This is a genomic window from Paenibacillus ferrarius (assembly GCF_002027705.1).
GTDB lineage: Bacteria > Bacillota > Bacilli > Paenibacillales > NBRC-103111 > Paenibacillus_E > Paenibacillus_E ferrarius.
In genome coordinates, this window is record NZ_MBTG01000017.1 from 98,163 (window position 1) to 119,398 (window position 21,236).

Genomic DNA, 21,236 nt, shown 5'->3' on the forward strand with positions numbered 1-21,236 from the left:
CATGGGGGGCATCCTGCTGTAACAGGGATAACATACCATTTTCGGGAACGGCTCGGCTTGGAAATCTTGGCTGAAGTGAACGACTGGATCGCCCAAGCCGTACAGCAAGCAGAGCGAGAGGCCGAGGCGAAATTGAAATCGTCCAAGCGAGATCGCGAAGACGATGACAACGACGCGGGCGGCTCGCAGCTCACTATGGAGGTAGGGGACGCTTTCTCCGTTCCCGAGGAGCCCCCTGCTGTGGCGAAGAAACCCCGCAACATGGCGAAAAAGCTACACGTCCTGCCACCTACAGCCGCCAAGGTAGAGGAAGTCACGAACAAGGGCACCCTCATGCTGGATGCGACATGCGCGCCTGCGGACATCAAGTATCCGACTGACTTGGGGCTGCTGAATCACGCCCGTGAAATCCTGGAAGACATCATTGGCGTGCTACACCGTCCCCATGTCGGAGCGATGGAGAAGCCGCGCACGTACCGTGAGAAAGCTAGAAAATCGTAGCTGAGTGTTTCCAAGCAACGTAAGGCATCGAGCAAGGTGATCCGCAAAGTAATCAAAAAGCAACTTGGCTACGTGGGCGGGATCTGCGGATTATTGAAGCCCTCGTGAAGCAAACGCCTCTCGCGGAATTGAGCAAAAGACACTATCGCCAGCTTCTGATCATCTCGGAGCTCTACCGTCAGCAGCGCGAAATGATGGAGAAGAAAACACATATCGTCGCCGATCGCATCGTCAGTATCGAACAGCCGCATGTACGTCCTATGGTTCGAGGCAAAGCTGGAGCGAACGTGGTGTTCGGCGCCAAAATCGCCGTCAGTTTGGTGAACGGTTACGCTTGGATCGAAACGGCACAATGGGACAGCTTCAACGAGGCAACCACGCTGCAGGCATCGGTGGAAGCGTACAGACAGCGATTCGGGTATTATCCTGTTGTCATTCTAGCCGATAAAATCTACCGCAGTCGAGACAACTTGAACTATTGCAGTGGCCCGAAGTTCGGCAGACCCTCGAAAGAGCAAAGTGAAGTCGCCGAACGTCGGCAAGAGCGCCAGGACGCTGTGCTGAGTAATGCGATCGAAGGAAAATTTAGAGAAGGCAAGTGCAAATTAGGTCTGGGTCGCATTAGTGCGCGTGGCGCTGAAACCAGTTTGACCGTCATTGTCCTTCAGTTTCTGGTCATGAATCTGGAGAGGCGACTGCGGTTCTCTTTTTGCTTTTCATCAGACTGTTCTGTTTCAGAGACTTACGTTGGGCGTAGAATGGAATGAATCTTGTTCAGCAAGCCCTACATAAAGTGTTTGGTTGAAGGAACTCAAATTTCATTTGGTAACGAAGCAATTTCAAGTGGCTGTAGAAAACATATCTAAACAATTTATTGATGATGCATTTAACAAATATATCGATGTTGTAAACTAGGAATTGATGACGACGTCAAATAGAATCAATTTACACAGGTAATTTGAGAAGTTAATTGGCCGCATGATCGGCTGCCGATAGTTTAGGAAGGGATGGAGTTTCAAATTTGAAAGGCAACAGATCTCATAGCCAAAGAGAACAAGGGATGATTAATCGATGGAAACAATATTATCATAGCTTGATGGCATCATATCATTACATCATGCAGGAATCATTGCTTTCTGAAGCAGAGGAGCTCCGTCAATTACCAAACTGCCCTACAGCAACTCATGATATTGTTCTTGGACATGGCTGCAGCAAAGAACAAACGCAACAAACGATCATCTCCAAAAATGGGATAGCTGATTTACCCATGTACATCAAGGGTTTACTCGGTAATTTGAGCTGCGAAAGTTGAGCAAGTATATTAGATTTAATCTTAAATAAGTAGAGGGGGATATTAAATGATATTATTTTGTTTACCATATGCAGGCGGATCGGAAGTAATATACTATAAATGGAAAAGCTATTTATATTCTTCAGTGCATCTAAAACCGATTCAACTTAGAGGAAGAGGAAAGAGGATCAATGAAGATTTTTATGAAAACTTAGAGGAAGCTGTTGAGGACATATTTAAAAATATAAAAGATAAGATATTACATTATGAGTATGCTATTTATGGACATAGTATGGGAAGTCTTTTAGCCTATGAGTTATACTATAGGATAAATAAAGAAAATCTTAGATTACCAAAACATATATTTTTTTCAGGATATAAGCCACCGAATGTACCAAGGAGAGAAAAGCAGATATATTTATTACCAGATGACGAGTTTATAAAAGAGGTAATTGCGTTAGGCGGAACATCACAAGATGTAGTAGAAAATGAAGAATTGCTTCAAATGTTTACTCCAATTCTTAGAAATGATTTTAAAATGTTAGAAAAGTATCTTTACAAAGAAAAGAAAGATAAAATTCAATGTGATATTTCAATTTTAAATGGAAAAGAAGATGATATAACTTTAGAAGAAATATTAGCTTGGAAATATCATACGGATAAAGGATTTAAAGTTTATAATCTTGAAGGAAGTCATTTTTTTATAAATAATAATATTGGAAATATAACTAAGATTATTAACCAAACGCTTAAGTGCAATAACACTTAAGTGATTACTAGAATGTAAGTTTGGGCTTTTGGCAGTCTTGAAAATGCGATCTATTTGATCTATTTGCTCATTAAATAGGGCTTGCTGAACGAACCGAAAACCCAGTAATAACATAGTAATAAAAAGGGTTTAAGGCACTTCATGTTGAATATATATGCATGGAATCACGTGAAAGTGGTTGAAAATCCGTGCACATGGAGTGATTAAAATGAAGTATCAATATATAGACGAAACAGGTAATCAACTCTTGCGGCCAGGCGATTTTTATCTGCCATTTGGTGGTAAATTAAACGCTGAAATCGCTGGGTAGTATGGAAGATTTCCAAATGGTCGCCAAGCTTGGACTAAGTTTTCTTGAAGAACAGATTGTAGAACATGCCGATAAGAGGATTTTAATTGTAAGTCATGGGGCATTGATTGGATTGTCATTGCAACATCTTTTACCGCAACAGTGCAAAAAAACGTATATAGATAATACCTCTTTAACAATTCTTACGTATACTAACAACGATTGGGCATGTCAATTATACAACTGTACCAAGCATCTTTAGCACATGTGAATTAAGCTAACACAGAAGATAGTACAACAAATAACAGACTACCGGCAGCAACTAATGAGCAGGCTGCTGGGTGTAGACAAATCGGAAACGGGAGCTTTTGGATTTTGCGATACTTTAAATACTAGAGATGGTACAGTTTATATATTTAAAAAAGATGTTGAGATAGAGATATCGAAACCCAATAAAGTGAAAACCTTTTGGTTCTAGACATGGCTAAAGTTAAAAGATTTCTATGGAGTCAAACACGATTCAACGGATACGATAGCAAAAAAATGTGATTTCAGGGGTGAGTACTTGAGTGATCAATTGGAGCTGTTGGAGGATTTAATAGGAAAAACAATAATTAAGATTCTTCCTCCGCTAAGAGCGAAAAAAGAAATTTTATTTGATGAATTTATGGAAATGTTTGTATATTTAGAGAATGTAAAAGAGTTATTGAATGGTCAGAATATAATTTCTCGTAGCCTCTCGTATAAACTCTTTTTATTTTACTTCGAGGTAAATAAACAGTTTAGTTACATACAGGATTCAAATCAAATTAAAGAACTGCAACAAAGATTATTTATAGCAATAGTCTCAACTTTGAATGATAATTATTTAACTAACTGACTATCTACCAAAACGAAGTGGGATTTCACTAACGGTGAACGTTTGTTCAATAACACCAATGGTAGGCAGCCAGTTTAGGGGCCAGTTATTAGCAAAACTCTCAATGTATCAAAATACCGCTTCAACATGATCGCGCGGTGGTGGGGAGCATTGTGGGTGGATGGAGTCATTATATAGCTCATCCCCGCACCCCCAGTCGTTACTTTAGGAGAAGCAATCTATCAAAAGACAATATGGCTATGGATTGCCTTATCTTTCTCGTATATCTTCATCATGGAAGGTTTACTAGGCATGAAAATAGGTAAGTGGTTATTTCGTATTCGAGTGGTGAATGCGGAAGGCAAAGTACGAGGATTGCTAAAGTTTTTCATTCGTACATTACTAAACGTCATTGAAGCGAATCCATTGATGTTCGGTGGTGGGTTAGCTGGCATCGTCGAACTAATATCTAAGAAGCGTCAACGTATCTGCGATATGCTGGCAAAGACATACGTGGTAAAACGTGAGGATGTTGATAAGATTACGCCACCTGAAAAATCAGCAAATGCAGAGCCGAGCTTTGTTGACGTGGTACGTAGTATTAAAGAACCTGAATTAACTTGATTGCATTTGAACATGGAATTATCTTAAAGATAATCTAACAACACAGAAAGCTGCTTGATTTGCTGACGCAAACAGGTGGCTTTCATTTCGTTTATGAATGGTTGAAGGGAACTAAGAAAAAATATCCGAATAGTTATAAAATATAGATATACGGATATAATAGGGAATATAAATCTATGAAAGAGGTGCAATATTATGAAATACATAGAGTTAGCAAAAGTAACAGAGAAGGGCATTTTATTAAAATCAAATTACTATTCATGTCCAGAAGCGATCTCACGTAAATGGTTTGAAATAGCTAGGAAGAGAGGAGAATGGAAGATTGTTACAGTATATGATCCGAACGATCTAACATGCATTCATATTTACGATGACCAAGATTGGTTAATCTGCAATATGATATATTTCAATGAAATCTCAAGTGTTAAATTGAGAAGATACTTTAATAGTATTCAAAAGCTTAAAGAGCAAAGGAATGTAGTTAGAAAATTAAATGAGCATGCTTAATTATAGTTAAAGGTTTTTATACTTGAGAAATAAGGTTTCCATGATTTCCATTAACTTTATTTTATCAGTTGGTGAAAGAAAGTACGTGCCAACTGAGACTTTAGGTTCCATTTTTAGAATTTTGATCAAATCGGGATTTTCATCATTATCTACTGATTTTGTGCTCGTATTTAATTGTGGATCTTCATTAGATATTGTTAAACCAGCTTGATTCATTATGTCATCGAATGAACATTCGTAAGCTTCTGAAAGCTTTTTTAAAGTCTCAGGCGATGGATGAAGAGGAGAGTTATTTGAACGATTTATACCTAATTCTAAATCACGTATATAAGTAAAGCTTAGGTTGCTTCTTTTGCCTGCTTCGCGTAATGACATTTTACCGCGCAGCGATCTTAAGTATTGACCTAAAGAATAATTCAAGTTGATCCCCCTTTTGCATACTTGAGATTAAATAATTTTAACAATATATATATATTAATTAATATATTACTATTTTACCATGAAAAAATCCTCTGCAATGTATGTAAAATTCATACATACACATAAAAAATATATTTACTTAGTTATTCAATGAATGTAGTATGTACTACAAAGTAGTATAAAAGAATTGAATTTATTAGCTGGATTGGAATAAGAAATAGACTTTGAGGGATTGAGGAATAAAATATTAAATGTTTATTAAGTAATTCAAAGAAATTGCTAGAACTTATTTCTATCTAATATTAAAAGTGGGGGGTAACTAAAATGTGTCAACATCAATATTTAAATAAGAATTGGATTGAAGAAGATAAGCAATTTTATCCAAAACGCAGAGTGGATAATAAGATTAGCTGGCAAAAACCACATATTATTGGCAGTTTCTATAGTCACAAAATGAAGCGTACCGTACAATATCATTCCTTAAATGAATGTTATTTTTATTACTATCTGGAGCTGGATCACGAGACGATCAGATATTATGTTCAGCCTGTTGAAGTACCAATACCAATTTTATCGAAGATTGGGGATAAAAAATTTTGGCAGCATGTGCCTGATGTACTAGTGTTTCGAAATGGTAGCAAGCCATTGCTTTATCAAATCAAAGAGGCTCCAGGGGATCTTGGAGAGAAATTTCTTCGTTGTAACCAACGTTGTGAACTAATGGCGAAGGAACAAAACTGGCAGTATGATGTGATTTATCCGAAGAGGATTCCTGAAGTAGTTTTGGAAAATATCACTTATCTGCACGGTTATTTGCGACATCGTAAGTATTATGAATATCTTATAGATGACGCTATTTTCAAAGTGAAACTAGGTCAACCTATGTTAGTTAACGAATTAGCGCAAAGTTTTTATCCTGCATTTAATCAAAGCGAGGCTAGGCCTTTGACTTTTCATCTATTAGCAAAAGGACTAATACATACAAATATTCTAGAAAAAATTACTGGTGACAGTGTTATACATATCCCCGCAAATTCCAATGCCAATCTTTTAGACAAGCGCTTTTTTGGCAAGGAAGAAGGTACGGAATGAAGCGGAATCTCCTTCTTAACGAAGAAATTGAATTTATTGGGCGTAACTATAAGATTGTTGCATTTAAAGGAGGCTCTATAGTTCTTCAACGAACTGATGGCAATTTTGATACATATGAATTTTGTCTTGAACAGATTCTTTCCGATTCCAGCTTCCGTGGAGGAAAAGCAGATCGTAAGAAACAGGGAGAATATGAATCGGTTCTTGAAAAACTAACGAAGGAAAAGAGGGATGAAGTAACTTGGAAGTACGAACTTATTCATCCTGTATTGCTACTTGAAAAGATTAAGAGCAATGATATGAAGGCATTGATTGAATTCACAGAAAAGTACATCAGTACCTTTCTTAAGAAAGATGAAGATATAAGGAAATTATCACAAGAGGAACTGGTCAAAAGGATATTAAAGCAGTTGAAAAAAAACAAAAAATCTATTTGTAGATCCACCTTCATGCGTTATTTAAACAACTATAGGAAACAACAAAGATCAGTAGCCATAGGTCGAGCAATCGAGTGTTTTGTTAGGGCAAATGACAAAGAGTATAAACAGAGAAAAGATACATATGCGATAGAAATTTGTAGTCCTAAGAATCCTGATGAAGTGGTAGATATTATATATACCAAATATCCAGTAGAGTACCATCAAATTATTAAAGACACCATACAAAACGATTACTTATCAACAAAACGACTTAAGATTAGTAAGATATCAGAAATTATGTTATCCAAGTGTAAAAAGAAAGGTATTACAGAGTTACCTCAAATTACAGTACGCTCTCTTATTAGGCAGCTCAGTAAAAAGACTGTTGCTATTTTTCGAGATGGCAAGAAGGGTATGGAGGCCTATTCCACAACTGAGAGAGGATACTCCGAGAAAACTGCACAGTATCCGCTACATATTGTTCAAATTGATCATACCAAGCTAGATATTATTGTTGCGGAAGAAACAACACGGCTTCCAATAGGAAGACCATTTATCACTCTGGGAATTGATGTATATAGCAGAATGATTTGGTGCATGCATCTTTCCATAGACGACCCTTCCTCTAATAAAGTAAGAAAAGCTATTCATCAAGGGATTTTATGTAAGCGATCAAAGGAACGATATGGTACTACAAATGAATGGCCAATTTTTGGAGTACCTTCAGTCATCTATTTAGACAATGGCTCGGATTTTACAAGTGATCATGTAAAGAGAATGATTAATGAAACGTTAGAATCTGAAGTAAGGTACCGTCCTAGAAAAACACCCCATTATGGAGGTGTGATAGAAAGATTAATGGGATCTATTAACACTGGAGTCATTAGTCAATTACCAGGATATACAGGTTCAAATATTCAGGATAAAGGGGATAGAGATCCGTCAGCAGAAGCTCGATTGACAATAAAAGAAGTTGAAAAATTCGTCGCAAAATGGATTGTCGACGTGTATCACTACAAAGAGCATAAGGGGCTTCCTATAGATTGTAGCGTTCCTTTGGTTCGATATAGTTCCGGTTGCGAAGAGCATGGAAATCCACCATTCATTGCCCCGGAAGATGAGGAGTTCTTATCTGTTGAACTGATGCCTAGTGCACTGCATCCTTACACAAAAGATGGAATCACTAAAGATCATATTCATTATCAAGCGGATATTCTTAAATATTTAATAGCCAAAAGAAATGTTAAATACAAGATCAAATATGATGATGACGATCTTTCATACATATACATTCAACTTCCCGATACAGGGGAATTTGTCACTGTACCTGCGACATATCCTTCCCCTAAAGTACTTCAAGGGCTTACCCGCTATGAATGGCTTAAAGTCAAAGATCGTTTAAGGGAAAAGGGCTTATTAACACGTAAGAATCATATGACGGATGCTTTAGTAATACAGGGCAGAACTGAACTGCAAGAGATGATTAGTAAAACATTTACCCAAAAGAAAACCTCAAGAAAAATGAATGAAAAGATAGGTGGAACAGTTACCATAACCAATGGTAGATCACAAGGCATTCCATCGACTGCAACGGTTTCTCTTGACGATTTATTACTTAGTGCCAAATCTATTCACTTGCAAAGGGGTTAATTTACATGAATTCATATTTAGCATTTGCAACAAGAGTTGCTAACCTGAATGTATCTCATCCTAAAATTGATCAAATATGGTCGATGCTTGATTCAATTCGTACACAAAACAAGTATAAAGTGGCAGCTACCAAATATGGTCAAAGGCATATATCGGTAATTGGGCCATCTGGCGTAGGAAAGAGCCAAATGGCCTTAAGATATACAAGTAATAATGAAGGGTTTACTGAAGTAAGTGAAGATGGAATGGAAGAGATTGATATTAGACCAGTTGTGTATATGGAGTTACCAGATCCGTTTACTATTAAGGAGCTGTATCAAAATATTTCATATGCTTTAGGATTTCCTGAGATACCCAAAAGAATTACCATCGGTGAGGCACAGCGTCAAGCTTTCCATCTGTTGGATAAACAAAAAGTTGAAGTGCTGATTTTGGATGAACTTGATTATATATTAACTTCAAATGTTCCTCATAAGGCAGCCATGAATGCTATTAAAAAGGTTGCCAACAAGGCGAATATCACTCTTGTTTTGCAAGGCACACCAGAGGCTGAATGCTTACTGAAAATCAACTTTCAGAACTTTCGAAGGTATCCAAAACTTCTAATGAGTCGTTTCAATGAATGTGATGAAGAATGGTGTGAACTTCTGAGAACAATTGAAGATCATCTCGACCCACCAACCAAGTTGGGCTTTGGTGATGTAAATACTTTACTACCAGTGATCCTTCATAGGATGAGTAATGGGCTCTTAGGTATCCTCACACCTGTGCTTCAAGAATTTTATTCTATTCTAGGTGTATTTGATGAAAACTTTAACGATTTCTCTAAGTTAGAGTTTACGGAGCATACCATTGAAGTATTAACACAAGCCTATCAAAACATAAATGGAGATCTCACGGAGGACGAGTTCAAAGTGATGTTAGCAAAAGGCTATTAAAATGAAATAAGTAAGTCTAATCTATTATCTATCAGGGAATAATGAGAATATCATTATTTTCGGTAGGTGATAGAATTGTTCAAAAAATATCCAATTAAAAGGAGAATAGCTCACGATGAATCATTGCTTAGTTATTTAATAAGTGTTGCTGATTCTCATGGTGTTGATATCCTGATTCTGCTAGAGATGATCAAGTTAAATGAAAAGTTTAGAATGCACTCAGGAGATTTAAAACGAGTGGACTTCTATCCCGGAAGTATTATTAATCTGGATAAACTCTGTTACGTGACCAGTTTAAAGCATTATGAAATAAACAATAGCACGTTTACAAATGTAATTAATATATTTAATGAGTCAGCAAAGGGCGAGAGCTGTAGAGTTTTAAATAACATGATAAGAGAGAATTTATTTTATTGCCCAGACTGTTTAAAGAACTCCAAGCAACTCTCGTTGTTATGGAAAATTGATGGTATTAACATGTGTTTTGAGCACCGGTGTAAGCTATTAAGTACTTGTTGTCAATGTTTAGAACCTATTAAATACAAGAATATCCGAGTGATCAATCATTGTCCTCACTGTAGTAAGAAATTGTCTGATGTTAAAACGGATAAAGATATATCAGAGAATGAATTGAATTATCAAGAATGGTTAATTGATAACTGGAAATACTTACTGAACTACTCAGGAAACAGGCTTTCGTCATCTGAGACTGCCTTAAGAATATTATATGTTCTGAATGAACAACAAAATAAGTATAGTAAGGAACTTGTGAAGATGAATGGCTACCAAGGTCGTCTTGAGCAACTGTTACAATGTGCTAGGGGGACTTTAACTAAAAAAAAGGCAGTACATATTTCCATGCTCCTATCAACTCTCTATTCTCAAGGTATTCATATAAAAGACTTCTTGAAACTCACTCTTCCTACTGAATTTATAGATTCACTTCATGAGAAAAGTATTGGTCACTGGGCTTCCACTAATTCATGTATAGCACCTTGGTGTCTGAATTACGGAAAAAAAGGACTTCTCATAGCTACAGGGTCCATGAATAGCGTGAAAAGGGGAAAGGCTCTTACGTATTACATGGCCTGCCCAGAATGTGGTTGTGAATATGCTTTGGATAGTGAAAAACATCTTGTTGAAAGGACCTATTTTATTCATGCGTTTACCATTCTGGAAAAAATAAATATATCAAAACTAACATGGCCTGAGAAGGAAAAGGTGATGGGACTTAAGCGTGACCGTATTCGGAGAGTATTGGCATACTTTCAATCTCGAAGAACGTTCGCATATGAATGTATTGACTGCATACCTGCAATTGATAATCAATTATTACAGTTACTTGTAGATAAGATTCAACAAGGTACGGATATACAAGAGATACGGTTTTGGCAACAATGGATTAATTATGATCAGTATCTGTTATACCGATTCCATCACAAGGTTATAAGTATTTTAATTACTAACCCTTATTTGCAGAAGTCGGGAAAGAACAGCGATCCGTGCTTTAAAAAACTGATAACTGCTACATGCGAGGAATTTTTAAAGAATAATATTAATATCAATCTGCCATCCGTATCACTGGCAGCTGGCACCTCATCAACCACAATTAGAAGCAAAGATTGTTCTGATGTTGTAATTAGTTTTAGGATAAAGCAAACGGAGCATAGGCGCGAGAAGTTAATACAAGAAATTGAACAGAAGGTAATTGCATATTTTGATAAACATGTTGGAGAGAAAATCTTCTCACAGAAGCTTTATGCAGCAATCAATGTACAATATCCGTATCTTAAGCTTCATGCATTTTGGCTCGCTGAAAAAATTGAGCAGATGAGGAAAGAACACAACTTGCAAGCACATGATGCAGCTTAGTAGTAAAGTGTAGGAGGTGTAATTATGAATGTTGAACGGAGATACGGGGTCAGACCAAAAATTAAAGAAAGGGAGGCACTTACTAGTTATTTATTCCGGATAGCTGAAGCGAATGGTACTGAATTTACAAAGATTCTTCAACATATTAATGTTCGAACATACTATCAAATGCAATCCAGGAGATATTCTCATTTAGATCTTTTTCCATTCAAGCAAATTAATACTTTTTTGCTAAGCCAGCTTTTATGTATGAGTGAAGAAAAGTTGCTTAATCATACATTTTATCCAGCCGTCGTAAAGTTTTATAATAACCCTCTAGATGAGATAGACAACATTTCATTGCAATTAAGTTTACTATTGGAAACAAATTACCGACGATTTTGTAGGAAATGTTTATTACATAGCAACGGATTTCAACTACTTTGGCAAATTAAAGATATTAAAGTATGTGACATTCATGGAATAACATTGCAATCAACTTGTAATAAATGCGGGAAGCGACAGTCTTACATCAGAAACCAAATGAAGGAAATCATTTGTGGATATTGCTCATTTCCTCTTTCTTACGGAAATGATGAGGACGATGCTCCCGTTAATTACGATGATTTAATCTTGAATCAAAACAAACTATACACTATTTGGAAACGGTTATTGTACTCCAATAAGGATTTTACCGTGAATATCGGGCACTTCGATCGGAAGCAGTCATTAGCGCTAAGGATGCTATATTTTGGTCAATCTAAAGAGCGGAGTTACAAAAACAGTCACATACAATTTTTGAATAAGGATGAGATTAAGTTTCTAAGGCTGCTATTACGAGGGCAAAGAACTAAGATAAAACTTTCCATTATAGGAATTATGATTCGGTTCCTAATGAAGAGTGAGATTGCAATAGATGAATTTGGGAGTATATCAGTAAATCAAGACTATATTAATTCCATTCTTGATAATAATCCAAAAATAGAACTTGGAACATGTCAGACTCCATGGTGTAAATCAAGAGGTACACATGATGATATGCTTAAATATGAGCTTTTAACAAGAGGTAATGAGACACATCATTCCTCAGCGATTTGTAAGTCTTGCTTTATTCCTTATGGTTATCAGCGTAATACTGAGGTATGGAGCGAGATTGGAAATGTATCCAACTTAATATTGAAATACATTCAACCTATGCTTGAAGCAGGATTATCACGAAACAGAATGGTTGAATTGATTCCAGGTATATCATTGATAAAGGTTAATGAGTTAATAGGTTACATGTATAATCAGATACTGATACCGACCGAATTCAGGTACCTTAGAGATTTGAAGCCCGATTCCGAACTAGTAAGTAAATTCGAAAAGCTCTGGAATGAGGCAGGCAATTATAAAAAAAGAATGGCACAAAAGGCTAAATCAATTTTCGGATGGAATTTACTGAATTTTTATTATAATTACTATAATAATGAAGTTCAATTATATTTATTGTCTAAAAGCAGAAAGCAAGAAAAAGAGCCAAGAGTACATAAAGAACTTAGTAACAAGCTCGCAGATTACATGGATGCATGTGATCGAGAGAAACGGGTATTTTCATTAAAAGAATTTCATGAAGTTTACGGTGTGTCAATCCACATATTAAATTATTACAACCTATACGATGAAGTTGCCGCGGCACGTGAAGCTCAGAAAGAATCAATTAAATCTGATCAACGTAATCATTATTGGTCAGTAACTAGGGAATATGTTACTAGAATGCTGGAAAGTGAGATCCCCTTCAATTGTAACAGTATTTATATAGCAATCGGAAAGGGGAGAGCATGGTTAGTTCAAAATTGCCCTGATCTTGCACAATGGATCAATGACCAAGTGAAGGTCTCGCAACAACAGCAGGAAGCAATAACGAATAGGCGGGAAAAGAAAATAATTGAAGAAACGATTCAATACTTTATAGATCAAGACATAAGAATCTCAAAAAAAAATGTTGCAAAGTATTCTCAAATTAAGATTGAAAAACTTGTTGGAGAAACTGAACTTGGTATTTATTATAATGAAGTGATAGATGGTTTGATTACCGCAAACTGAGGTAAGAACTGGTACAATATTTTGGAAGTTTCGAATTGTACATAATAGCAGAACTCAAAAAAAGAAAATCGTTTATGAGGATATTTTCTCCCTAGCTTATAAAGAAAGAGGATCTCTTTTTTAGAGGTACTCTTTTTGTTTTTTAAATATCAACAAGCGAAGTGCTTTGTAATAAAAGTAAAATAATATATTACTATTACCTAAAAAAGGAAATGACGAATAAATTGTCGAATCCTTTTTTAGTATTGAGTTGAATAAGGGGATGTTTTGGCATATGTTTCTAGCAGAATTGAAGATCTGGAATTTCAGAAAATACGGTAGCGGAGAGCAAGATCCTGGAACTAATAAAGTAAAACCGGGTTTAAACTTAACCTTTAATGCTGGGCTGAATTTGATTGTAGGAGAAAATGATTCAGGGAAGACGGCTATTATAGATGCTATTAAGTTAGTTTTAACAACCCACAGCAATGACTTTATAAAACTTGAATACGATGACTTTCATATGCCCGTTGGAAAAACGAATGAGGAAGACCGAACCAATACATTGGAAATCCAGTGTTTGTTTCGTGATATTAAACCACATGAGGCAAAAAACTTTCTTGAGTGGTTAAGTATTGAAAGTGATGGTGCACAACAGAAATATTATTTGAAGGTTTTCTTAAAAGGAATACGTAAAAGAAGAAGAGTTTTTTATGACGTGAAGGCTGGAACCGACGATGAAGGCAGTCAAATGAATAGTGAAGCAAGGGCAATGTTGAAAACAACTTACTTAAAACCACTTAGAGATGCAGAAAGCGAACTCGCGCCGCGAAAAAACTCTAGACTTTCCCATATATTAGATAATCACCAAGCATTTGATGATAAGGAAGCGCATTATCTGATTCAAGCAATGGAACAGGCCAATAAAGCAATTCTCCATTACTTTGAAGGATTTGACGGGCAAAAGGATATTGAAGATCAAAACGGTAAACAGTTATTAGTGCAAATCAATACCTATTTGAAAGAATTCACACCGATTAATACACCTTTGAACTCCTTATTTTCTATAACTGATATGAAACTAAAAACCATTCTTGAGAAATTAAGTTTGGAACTATCCTTAAATAAATCAGGTTTAGGATCCCACAATTTACTATTTATTGCTGTTGAGTTGTTATTGCTAAATCGTGAAAATTATTCTGGATTAAAAGTTGCACTAATTGAGGAAATCGAAGCTCATATTCATCCTCAAGCTCAACTTCGATTAATAGAGTTTCTTCAACTGGAGTCAGAGAGATTAGGAATTCAACTTATTTTAACCACGCATAGTACAGTACTTGCTTCAAAGGTCTCCTTAAAAAATTTAATTCTTTGTAATAATGCTCTGTGTTTTCCGATGAATTCCGAATCAACTCTATTGGAGGAGGGAGACTACTCCTTCTTGGAAAGATTTTTGGATTCAACAAAAGCAAATTTGTTTTTTGCTAAAGGAGTCATTCTGGTTGAAGGGGATGCTGAACACCTATTACTTCCGACAATCGCTGAAATTATTGATAGACCACTTTCAAGGTATGGAACATCACTAGTTAATGTTAGTAGCACTGCTTTTCTTCGGTACTGTAAGATATTCCAAAGGCAAGACGAGTCTAAAGGTAAAATGAACATACCAGTTGCGGTAGTAACCGACAATGACATTAAACCAAATCTGTATAAAACAGTAGATGCAGATGCAACAACTCAAGCTGAAATAGACCCTGAAGCGAACCGGAAGCGGAAAATTGAATATTATTCAGGCCAATCGGTAAAAGCTTTTGTATCTTCATTATGGACCTTAGAATATGACTTAGCTGCGGGTGGAAATTTGACAAAAGAATTCTATAGAGCTGTTTTGTATGCGAAGAGGATTCAGGGAAGTGAACGATATGGGTTAACGCCTGAAAAACAAAAGGAATGTGACGAAGAGGTAGAGTCCTCGTTTGTTCAATGGCAACAAGAAGGAAAGTCAAGTGATGAAATTGCTTTTGAGGTCTACCAGGGCATTATGCTTAAAAGAGGAAATAAGGTATCCAAGGCTATAGTTGCGCAGTGTTTGGCTAAGATTCTTCACGAACAGCCAGATAAGGTTACCCTAAAATCTAAAATAATTGGTGATCAAAAATTAAAATATATTGTAGAAGCCATTCAGTATGCAACTAGTGGTACTCAGGGTGATTTATAATGTTCAATATTGATGATAATATGATTGAGTTTGCCGAGAGATTACTTTTGCCCGAAGGTGATATTTTCGATGAAGAAAGGCGTAACATTATACGATGCTTGGAATCAAAAGATATACAAGCTTGTCCAGGAAGTGGGAAAACAACAACGTTATTAGCAAAACTCTCAATATTAGCCCGGCAACTGCCTCTAAAATCCAATCAGGGTATTTGTGTGTTGACACATACAAATGTAGCGGTAGATGAAATAAGAGAGAGACTTGAAGGACATGCTGATATCTTATTTCAGTACCCGAATCATTTTGGCACCATTCAATCTTTTGTTAATCGATATCTGGCCATTCCAGCGTATGTTGACATGTTTGGAAAAAGACCAGCGAGAATTGATGATGAATTTTTTTTGGAATATACGGAAAGAAGAGCTCGAACATTAAATAGAGGTGTGAAGTTTTGGCTTGACAAAAAAGGGATTTCTATCTTTGACCTTCGATTTAATAAGGATGATTTTAGCATATCGAAGAAATTCGATGGACCAATAATTATGAAAGCCAGCAGCAAATCCTACCCTATGCTCAAAGAATTTAAAATGAATATTTTGCAGGAAGGAGTACTGTGTTACGATGATGCATACGCACTTGCCTACTATTATCTAAGGAAATACCCTAGAATCAAAGAGATTCTCTCTGAGCGATTTGTCTATGTGTTTATAGACGAAATGCAGGACACCGATAGCAGACAAAACGATCTTTTAGAACGCTGTTTTGACTCCAATAGCGTGGTTATTCAAAAGATTGGTGATCGTAATCAGTCGATCTTCAATTCTTCATCAGAGGCAGGATGGAACGTAACCGCAGAATGTCTCAATATTTCTGATAGTAAACGTTTTTCACGCACTATTGCGGAAAAGGTGAAGAATATCTGTTTAGAACCACAGGAACTAAAAGGTAATACGAGTGTTCCAGATATTGCACCTAAGTTACTTATTTACAATGACGAAACTATATCTAATGTATTGCCTACTTTTGGGGATCTAATTTTTGAGCATCGGCTCCACGAGACAAAAAGGACCATCTATAAAGCAATTGGGTGGGTAGGTCAGCCTAAGGATCGACGTACATTACCTTCCTATTTTCAGTCTTACGGAATGCCCGACGTGAATAAACAGCAAGATTTTGAAAGTTTGACCGATTACTTAAAGATGGCAACCATACAGAGTGGGGATTCAATAAGGAATATTCAAATGCTTATTAATAGGGGAATTCTTAAGAGTCTTAGGTTATCGGGAGTAAAAAAAAGCAATAATGTCCCGTATACCCAAACAACTTTAAACCAAGCATTGAAAGTTAATCAAAGGGAACTTTATGATGAATTATATGAAAATCTTGTTCGATGGTGTATGCAGTTAAGTATAGGAGAAGATATTATTCTTAATTTGAAAGAGTTTATTACAAATCTAATAACGCAATTAGGTGGGGATCTAAACTCTGGATTAGCTGCATTTATAGAAGGCCCCTCACTTATCCAGCCTATTGCCGGAATTCAAAAGCAAAATTTGTACGTACACGAAAAAGAGAACCTTAAGGTCTCTATACAACTGTCAACCGTTCACAGTGTAAAAGGTGAAACACATACAGCCACTCTTTATTTAGAAACATTTTATAGAATGTACGACATTGAATCAATAATTGAATATATGAAGGGGAAGCACATACCACCAAGGTTAGAAACAGTTTCCGCCGCTTTAAAAATGGCTTATGTTGGTATGACTAGACCAACACATCTATTGTGTGTCGCAGCACATCAGAGCGGTTGTGAACCGCATATTGAAGAATTAGAGGCTGCAGGATGGGATATTCGTAGAGTATAGATAACTATACAGTAGAGACTGAGATGATTATTCTTTTTAACGCTGTGCCTTCTTTCGCAAATTAAGGTTGCGGTGAGAGGGTCGAATTTTTTGATAAGAATAGCCTAGAAGCTGTGGATTCTAAGGACATGCTCTTCTGGTTAGTTGTTCCATAAATAAGAAAGAAAATGGAGCGGCTCATTATTCATCTAGATCCACGTACAACTAACTGTGATAATGAGTTTAAATAAAATGAAATACTCAATGTATAAAGGTTGGGCCCGATTGGTGACTTGTTTTAGTGGGACTTCTACACCATTGATATCATTCGTTTTATATTATGCACTATCTAGAATGAAAGATAAATTAAGGAGCGATTAGTTTCTATGAGCGAAATAACTATTTTAATTGATAGAATAAATGGAAATGGGACTAATTATGATCACTTTAATATATATTCGAAGACAGCGAACTATGTTAGTGAAATATGGGAATTAATTGACCAAATAGGATTAAATTCAAGAAGTTTTAATAAAGACTTTAATCCTAATATGATTAAATGTTCTAACCCATTGAGACGCGATGATATTTTAATTATGAATGGGCTTGATAAAGAAATAGTTCCTTACGCTGATAGACCTGAGATTTATGAAACTCTAAACGGAACAGATTGGGATAAATATATAATTTACAAATTATATTTATTAATAACAAATGGGAGTTTTAATACGGTATACGATAATGAGGGTAAATCATATTCAATTAAGTTTGAATGGTCTGGACACATTCCTGAACCATTAGATGTTACAACATCGGATGGTGAAGGAAACCCAGATGAATTAGAAGGAAATCCGATTGATATTTTTAGCCAAATAGAATCCCATTTTTCAAGTGTTGGTCTTAAAATATCTCAAAAAACATTAGGTAGATACCATCTTTCATTGAGGAACCGTTCCTTTGTCATTCTTTCTGGTATAAGTGGTACAGGGAAAACTTGGATGGCTCAAACCTATGCAGAAGCAATAGGTGCAAGATATTTGATAGTTCCTGTCTCACCAAATTGGATGAGTAACGAGGATTTATTAGGATTTTATCACCTGATTCATAATCAGTACCAGCATACTGAATTTAGCCGTTTTGTTCTAGCTGCTGCCGAAGAGTATCAACAAGCTTTGGAGTCTGGAAGAAATCCTGTCCAATTTCATGTAATTTTAGATGAAATGAATTTGGCGAGAGTTGAATACTATTTCTCCAAATTTCTCTCTTTGATGGAGGTTCGCTCTCGAGGAGGGGAGGCAATTATAGAATTATCTTCAGAAGAAAATCTTTTACTTCCGCCAAACTTATTTGTAATTGGTACCGTAAACGTAGATGAAACGACACATCTTTTCGCCGATAAAGTTTACGACCGTGCACAATTGATAGAGATTGAACTAAATCGAGAGGATCTTTATAAACATCTAAGTGGTAAACCATACCAAGAGATTGTCATGCAAATCTGGGATGTCATCCATCAAGTAGCACCTTTTGCCTTTAGGGTGGTAGATGACATTATGGCTTATATAACGGATGCTGAAGAAATCGGATGGAAATGGACTGATGCTCTAGATGAGCAGATACTCCAAAAAATCCTACCCAAAATTAAAGGTACTAATATCGCAATCGGTGAAGTACTAACTGCTCTTCTGGCTGTACTTCCTCCGGAAGAATACCCAATAAGTCACAAGAAGGTTTTAAAAATAAATGAGGGATATACGACTTATGGAATCGCCACTTACTTCTAATAACCAGCCCCTCAGATTTTTGGATATGATGGGAGAAGAAATACAAAGGCCTATGGAATGGGAACCTTGCTTAATTGAGGTTTTACATGAGCTTGGTACATGGGAAACGTATGTTCTGAAAGTGCATCAGGAAAAGATTGAACTCTCACTGAGAAAAATTAAAGGACTGACTCGTCTTGTGGGTGAATTTCCCCGTTCAGGTCCTGGTCATTATCGGATCTTGATCTATAAAGGTGAAGAAGTTCAGGAATTGCGTATTAAGATTTTTCCGTCCAAGATTAGTGAATCCTCATATTGTACGCTTATTGAGGATCTTAATCACTTACTTCCAATTAACGTTACCATTGCTTTGAAAAATGTAGGTGCATTTGGGGGTGTCAAATTTAATCTACCTCGTACCAAGACGTTGCAGCAGGAATTGGTACTGGTTCAACGAGCAATACATGGAGTTAGTGAAGGTAATGATAAGCGGATAGGCCTTGTTAGTGTACTAGAACATTTATCGAGTGCGTTTCATCAATTGCCCATTGAAAAGGAAAGATTGGTGGAGATTGAGAGGGTGCGACAACCACGTCCCACAGTCCTTTTACGTGCAATTGCATCATATTCCGAAATGTTAAGTGAAATCACTCCAATTCGTATAATGGATAGAGTCGCGGAGCATTCAGCGGATACTCAAGAAAATCGATTGGTATATTTGTATTGTCATCAAGTGAAATTACGATTAATCCGTTTTCTTCGAACCGCGCAATCAATAGAGAATTTTTTGATCTATGAAGAGGGATCCGCATTATTGATAAAGCTCAAACGAGCATTGCATAAAGCCACTTTTATGGAACAGGTTCGATTGCCAGTGACGATGAACGTTCAGCAATCGATGATATTTTTAAAGAACCCTTTCTATCGTGCAGCTTTGGAGGGTTATCTTGAGTTTCAACGTAGCCCGGTTATTTTCATGGAGGATAGTCGCCTTTCTGCACCCTTGGAGAACCTTCCAAGTCTGTATCAGAGTTGGTGTGCGTTTCAAGTTTATACTGCACTATTGAATAGTGGGCTGGAGCATGGGTACTCCATAAAAAAACAAGTTCTTGTCTCTAAACGATTTGGTGAATTAGTAGTGAAGTGCTGGCCAGACAACGAACCTACCTTGGAAATGTTCCACTTGGGTTCGAAAACTACAATTAGGTTTATTACAGAGAGAGAGTATGGTACAAATCAACAAGGATTATTCAGTATAAGCTTTATGCAACGACCTGATATAGCTATCGAGATTACCCGCGATGGTAAGACAGATATAATCTTGTTCGATCCGAAATACAAATTGGATAGCGAGTCCATTATAAACGTTGTGAATTTTATAAATGAAGAAACTATGATACCTCAGGGAAAACCCAAAAAGGTAGATATAGATAAAATGCACGCTTATAGAGATGCAATCCGGAATGAATCCGGGAAAATTGTAGTCTCTTTTGCAGCAATTCTCTACCCTGGGGCTACAGTTCACTATAATGCTGGACTCTCAGCGATACAAGCATATCCTGGATTAAGTCTAACTCTTATGCAGACTTTAAGGGGAATAATTGATCCTCGAATTTCTCCAATTTAGTATGAAGGTTATAAAATGTAAGGTAAGGTGTGTTTTCTTTAGAAATTTGAGAGTTATTTAATGGGAAAAGCACCTAGAGCAGAGGCGGTGGAGAATGGCTCTCCGTCGGATAATAGATAATATGATATTTTGTTAAAAAATTGTGTGGGTTGTCGAGTAATTTATCGTTAAATGATTGTCCGAATCTATCTTATAAAAACAACGGGTTTATCCGACCTATTGTTATAAACTGTCTTTATGTGATGTTATAAATTAGCCTTTTTTAGCGCTGTTTTTGTCTCAAATGATCTTATAACCCACATGTGAGTTGTAATTCACTTACTGTCCCGATGTGGCTCAAAGCCTTGATACATCGGGATTTTTCATTTTCATAAACCGTATCCATTTGAAGGGATTTCTTTGAAATTCTGAATTTGAGTGGGAGTGTTAGAAAATTACTTGCATTCAAAAAGTTATATATGTAAAGATAAGTTCAATGAACTATTGGTGGGGAATTTATGGGTTTTCAGG

Annotated in this window: 18 protein-coding genes; 17 read left to right on the forward strand and 1 reads right to left on the reverse strand. The window is 36.4% G+C overall.

Going from position 1 to position 21,236, the window contains the following annotated elements:
* Positions 1-57: 57 nt before the first annotated feature.
* The 8 genes from BC351_RS19535 (at position 58) to BC351_RS19570 (ending at position 4,840) form a co-directional block, all read left to right on the forward strand.
* Positions 58-501 carry a hypothetical protein gene (locus BC351_RS19535; RefSeq protein ID WP_144028461.1) on the forward strand — a complete coding sequence of 148 codons (444 nt, stop codon included), beginning with the start codon at positions 58-60 and terminating at the stop codon, positions 499-501.
* A gap of 104 nt (positions 502-605) precedes the next feature.
* Entirely contained in the window at positions 606-1,268 is a 663-nt protein-coding gene (locus BC351_RS19540; RefSeq protein ID WP_079414416.1) for a transposase, read from the forward strand.
* 254 nt (positions 1,269-1,522) lie between these two features.
* On the forward strand, positions 1,523-1,813 hold the full coding sequence (locus BC351_RS19545) for a hypothetical protein (protein WP_144028462.1): 291 nt from the start codon (positions 1,523-1,525) through the stop codon (positions 1,811-1,813).
* A 46-nt stretch (positions 1,814-1,859) separates the two neighbouring features.
* On the forward strand, positions 1,860-2,561 hold the full coding sequence (locus BC351_RS19550) for a thioesterase II family protein (protein ID WP_079414418.1): 702 nt from the start codon (positions 1,860-1,862) through the stop codon (positions 2,559-2,561).
* A 311-nt stretch (positions 2,562-2,872) separates the two neighbouring features.
* The gene (locus tag BC351_RS19555; protein ID WP_079414419.1) at positions 2,873-3,112 is read left to right on the forward strand and encodes a histidine phosphatase family protein; all 240 of its coding nucleotides are present in this window, start codon (positions 2,873-2,875) and stop codon (positions 3,110-3,112) included.
* A gap of 303 nt (positions 3,113-3,415) precedes the next feature.
* A complete protein-coding gene (locus BC351_RS19560) occupies positions 3,416-3,730 on the forward strand; it encodes a hypothetical protein (protein ID WP_079414420.1) in 315 nt (104 codons plus the stop codon).
* 231 nt (positions 3,731-3,961) lie between these two features.
* The gene (locus tag BC351_RS19565) at positions 3,962-4,333 is read left to right on the forward strand and encodes an RDD family protein (protein ID WP_279628350.1); all 372 of its coding nucleotides are present in this window, start codon (positions 3,962-3,964) and stop codon (positions 4,331-4,333) included.
* 195 nt (positions 4,334-4,528) lie between these two features.
* Positions 4,529-4,840, forward strand: a complete 312-nt coding sequence (locus BC351_RS19570) for a Mu transposase C-terminal domain-containing protein (RefSeq protein WP_079414422.1) — start codon at positions 4,529-4,531, stop codon at positions 4,838-4,840.
* Positions 4,841-4,846: 6 nt separating this feature from the next.
* Here the strand turns inward: BC351_RS19570 and BC351_RS19575 are convergent, their stop codons facing one another.
* Positions 4,847-5,260 carry a helix-turn-helix domain-containing protein gene (locus BC351_RS19575; protein ID WP_079414423.1) on the reverse strand — a complete coding sequence of 138 codons (414 nt, stop codon included), beginning with the start codon at positions 5,258-5,260 and terminating at the stop codon, positions 4,847-4,849.
* Positions 5,261-5,584: 324 nt separating this feature from the next.
* Between BC351_RS19575 and BC351_RS19580 the strand changes: the two genes are divergently transcribed.
* The 9 genes from BC351_RS19580 to BC351_RS19620 all read left to right on the forward strand — a co-directional run bounded on the left by BC351_RS19580 (position 5,585) and on the right by BC351_RS19620 (position 20,726).
* Positions 5,585-6,352 carry a hypothetical protein gene (locus BC351_RS19580; protein ID WP_079414424.1) on the forward strand — a complete coding sequence of 256 codons (768 nt, stop codon included), beginning with the start codon at positions 5,585-5,587 and terminating at the stop codon, positions 6,350-6,352.
* Complete coding sequence (locus BC351_RS19585) at positions 6,349-8,421, forward strand: Mu transposase C-terminal domain-containing protein (RefSeq protein WP_079414425.1); 2,073 nt, start codon at positions 6,349-6,351, stop codon at positions 8,419-8,421. The genes BC351_RS19580 and BC351_RS19585 overlap by 4 nt, the downstream gene beginning before the upstream one ends.
* 5 nt (positions 8,422-8,426) lie before the next feature.
* Positions 8,427-9,359 (forward strand): TniB family NTP-binding protein, encoded by a 933-nt coding sequence (locus BC351_RS19590; RefSeq protein WP_079414426.1) that lies wholly within the window; start codon positions 8,427-8,429, stop codon positions 9,357-9,359.
* Between the two features lie 75 nt (positions 9,360-9,434).
* Entirely contained in the window at positions 9,435-11,231 is a 1,797-nt protein-coding gene (locus BC351_RS19595) for a TniQ family protein (RefSeq protein WP_158082152.1), read from the forward strand.
* Between the two features lie 24 nt (positions 11,232-11,255).
* A complete protein-coding gene (locus tag BC351_RS19600) occupies positions 11,256-13,295 on the forward strand; it encodes a TniQ family protein (RefSeq protein ID WP_079414428.1) in 2,040 nt (679 codons plus the stop codon).
* 274 nt (positions 13,296-13,569) lie between these two features.
* A complete protein-coding gene (locus tag BC351_RS19605; RefSeq protein WP_158082153.1) occupies positions 13,570-15,492 on the forward strand; it encodes an ATP-dependent nuclease in 1,923 nt (640 codons plus the stop codon).
* Positions 15,492-17,357 (forward strand): UvrD-helicase domain-containing protein, encoded by a 1,866-nt coding sequence (locus BC351_RS19610; RefSeq protein WP_079414430.1) that lies wholly within the window; start codon positions 15,492-15,494, stop codon positions 17,355-17,357. The genes BC351_RS19605 and BC351_RS19610 overlap by 1 nt, the downstream gene beginning before the upstream one ends.
* Positions 17,358-17,722: 365 nt before the next feature.
* The gene (locus BC351_RS19615; protein ID WP_079414431.1) at positions 17,723-19,120 is read left to right on the forward strand and encodes an McrB family protein; all 1,398 of its coding nucleotides are present in this window, start codon (positions 17,723-17,725) and stop codon (positions 19,118-19,120) included.
* Complete coding sequence (locus BC351_RS19620) at positions 19,098-20,726, forward strand: nuclease domain-containing protein (RefSeq protein ID WP_158082154.1); 1,629 nt, start codon at positions 19,098-19,100, stop codon at positions 20,724-20,726. The genes BC351_RS19615 and BC351_RS19620 overlap by 23 nt, the downstream gene beginning before the upstream one ends.
* Positions 20,727-21,236 lie beyond the last annotated feature (510 nt).

Bases quoted from the DNA above. Each gene is read 5' to 3' on its own strand.
- BC351_RS19555 (WP_079414419.1), top strand. From the start codon at position 2,873: ATGGAAGATTTCCAAATGGTCGCCAAGCTTGGACTAAGTTTTCTTGAA.
- BC351_RS19610 (WP_079414430.1), top strand. From the start codon at position 15,492: ATGTTCAATATTGATGATAATATGATTGAGTTTGCCGAGAGATTACTT.
- BC351_RS19570 (WP_079414422.1), top strand. From the start codon at position 4,529: ATGAAATACATAGAGTTAGCAAAAGTAACAGAGAAGGGCATTTTATTA.
- BC351_RS19620 (WP_158082154.1), top strand. From the start codon at position 19,098: ATGGAATCGCCACTTACTTCTAATAACCAGCCCCTCAGATTTTTGGAT.
- BC351_RS19615 (WP_079414431.1), top strand. From the start codon at position 17,723: ATGAGCGAAATAACTATTTTAATTGATAGAATAAATGGAAATGGGACT.
- BC351_RS19585 (WP_079414425.1), top strand. From the start codon at position 6,349: ATGAAGCGGAATCTCCTTCTTAACGAAGAAATTGAATTTATTGGGCGT.
- BC351_RS19550 (WP_079414418.1), top strand. From the start codon at position 1,860: ATGATATTATTTTGTTTACCATATGCAGGCGGATCGGAAGTAATATAC.
- BC351_RS19605 (WP_158082153.1), top strand. From the start codon at position 13,570: ATGTTTCTAGCAGAATTGAAGATCTGGAATTTCAGAAAATACGGTAGC.
- BC351_RS19580 (WP_079414424.1), top strand. From the start codon at position 5,585: ATGTGTCAACATCAATATTTAAATAAGAATTGGATTGAAGAAGATAAG.
- BC351_RS19600 (WP_079414428.1), top strand. From the start codon at position 11,256: ATGAATGTTGAACGGAGATACGGGGTCAGACCAAAAATTAAAGAAAGG.
- BC351_RS19590 (WP_079414426.1), top strand. From the start codon at position 8,427: ATGAATTCATATTTAGCATTTGCAACAAGAGTTGCTAACCTGAATGTA.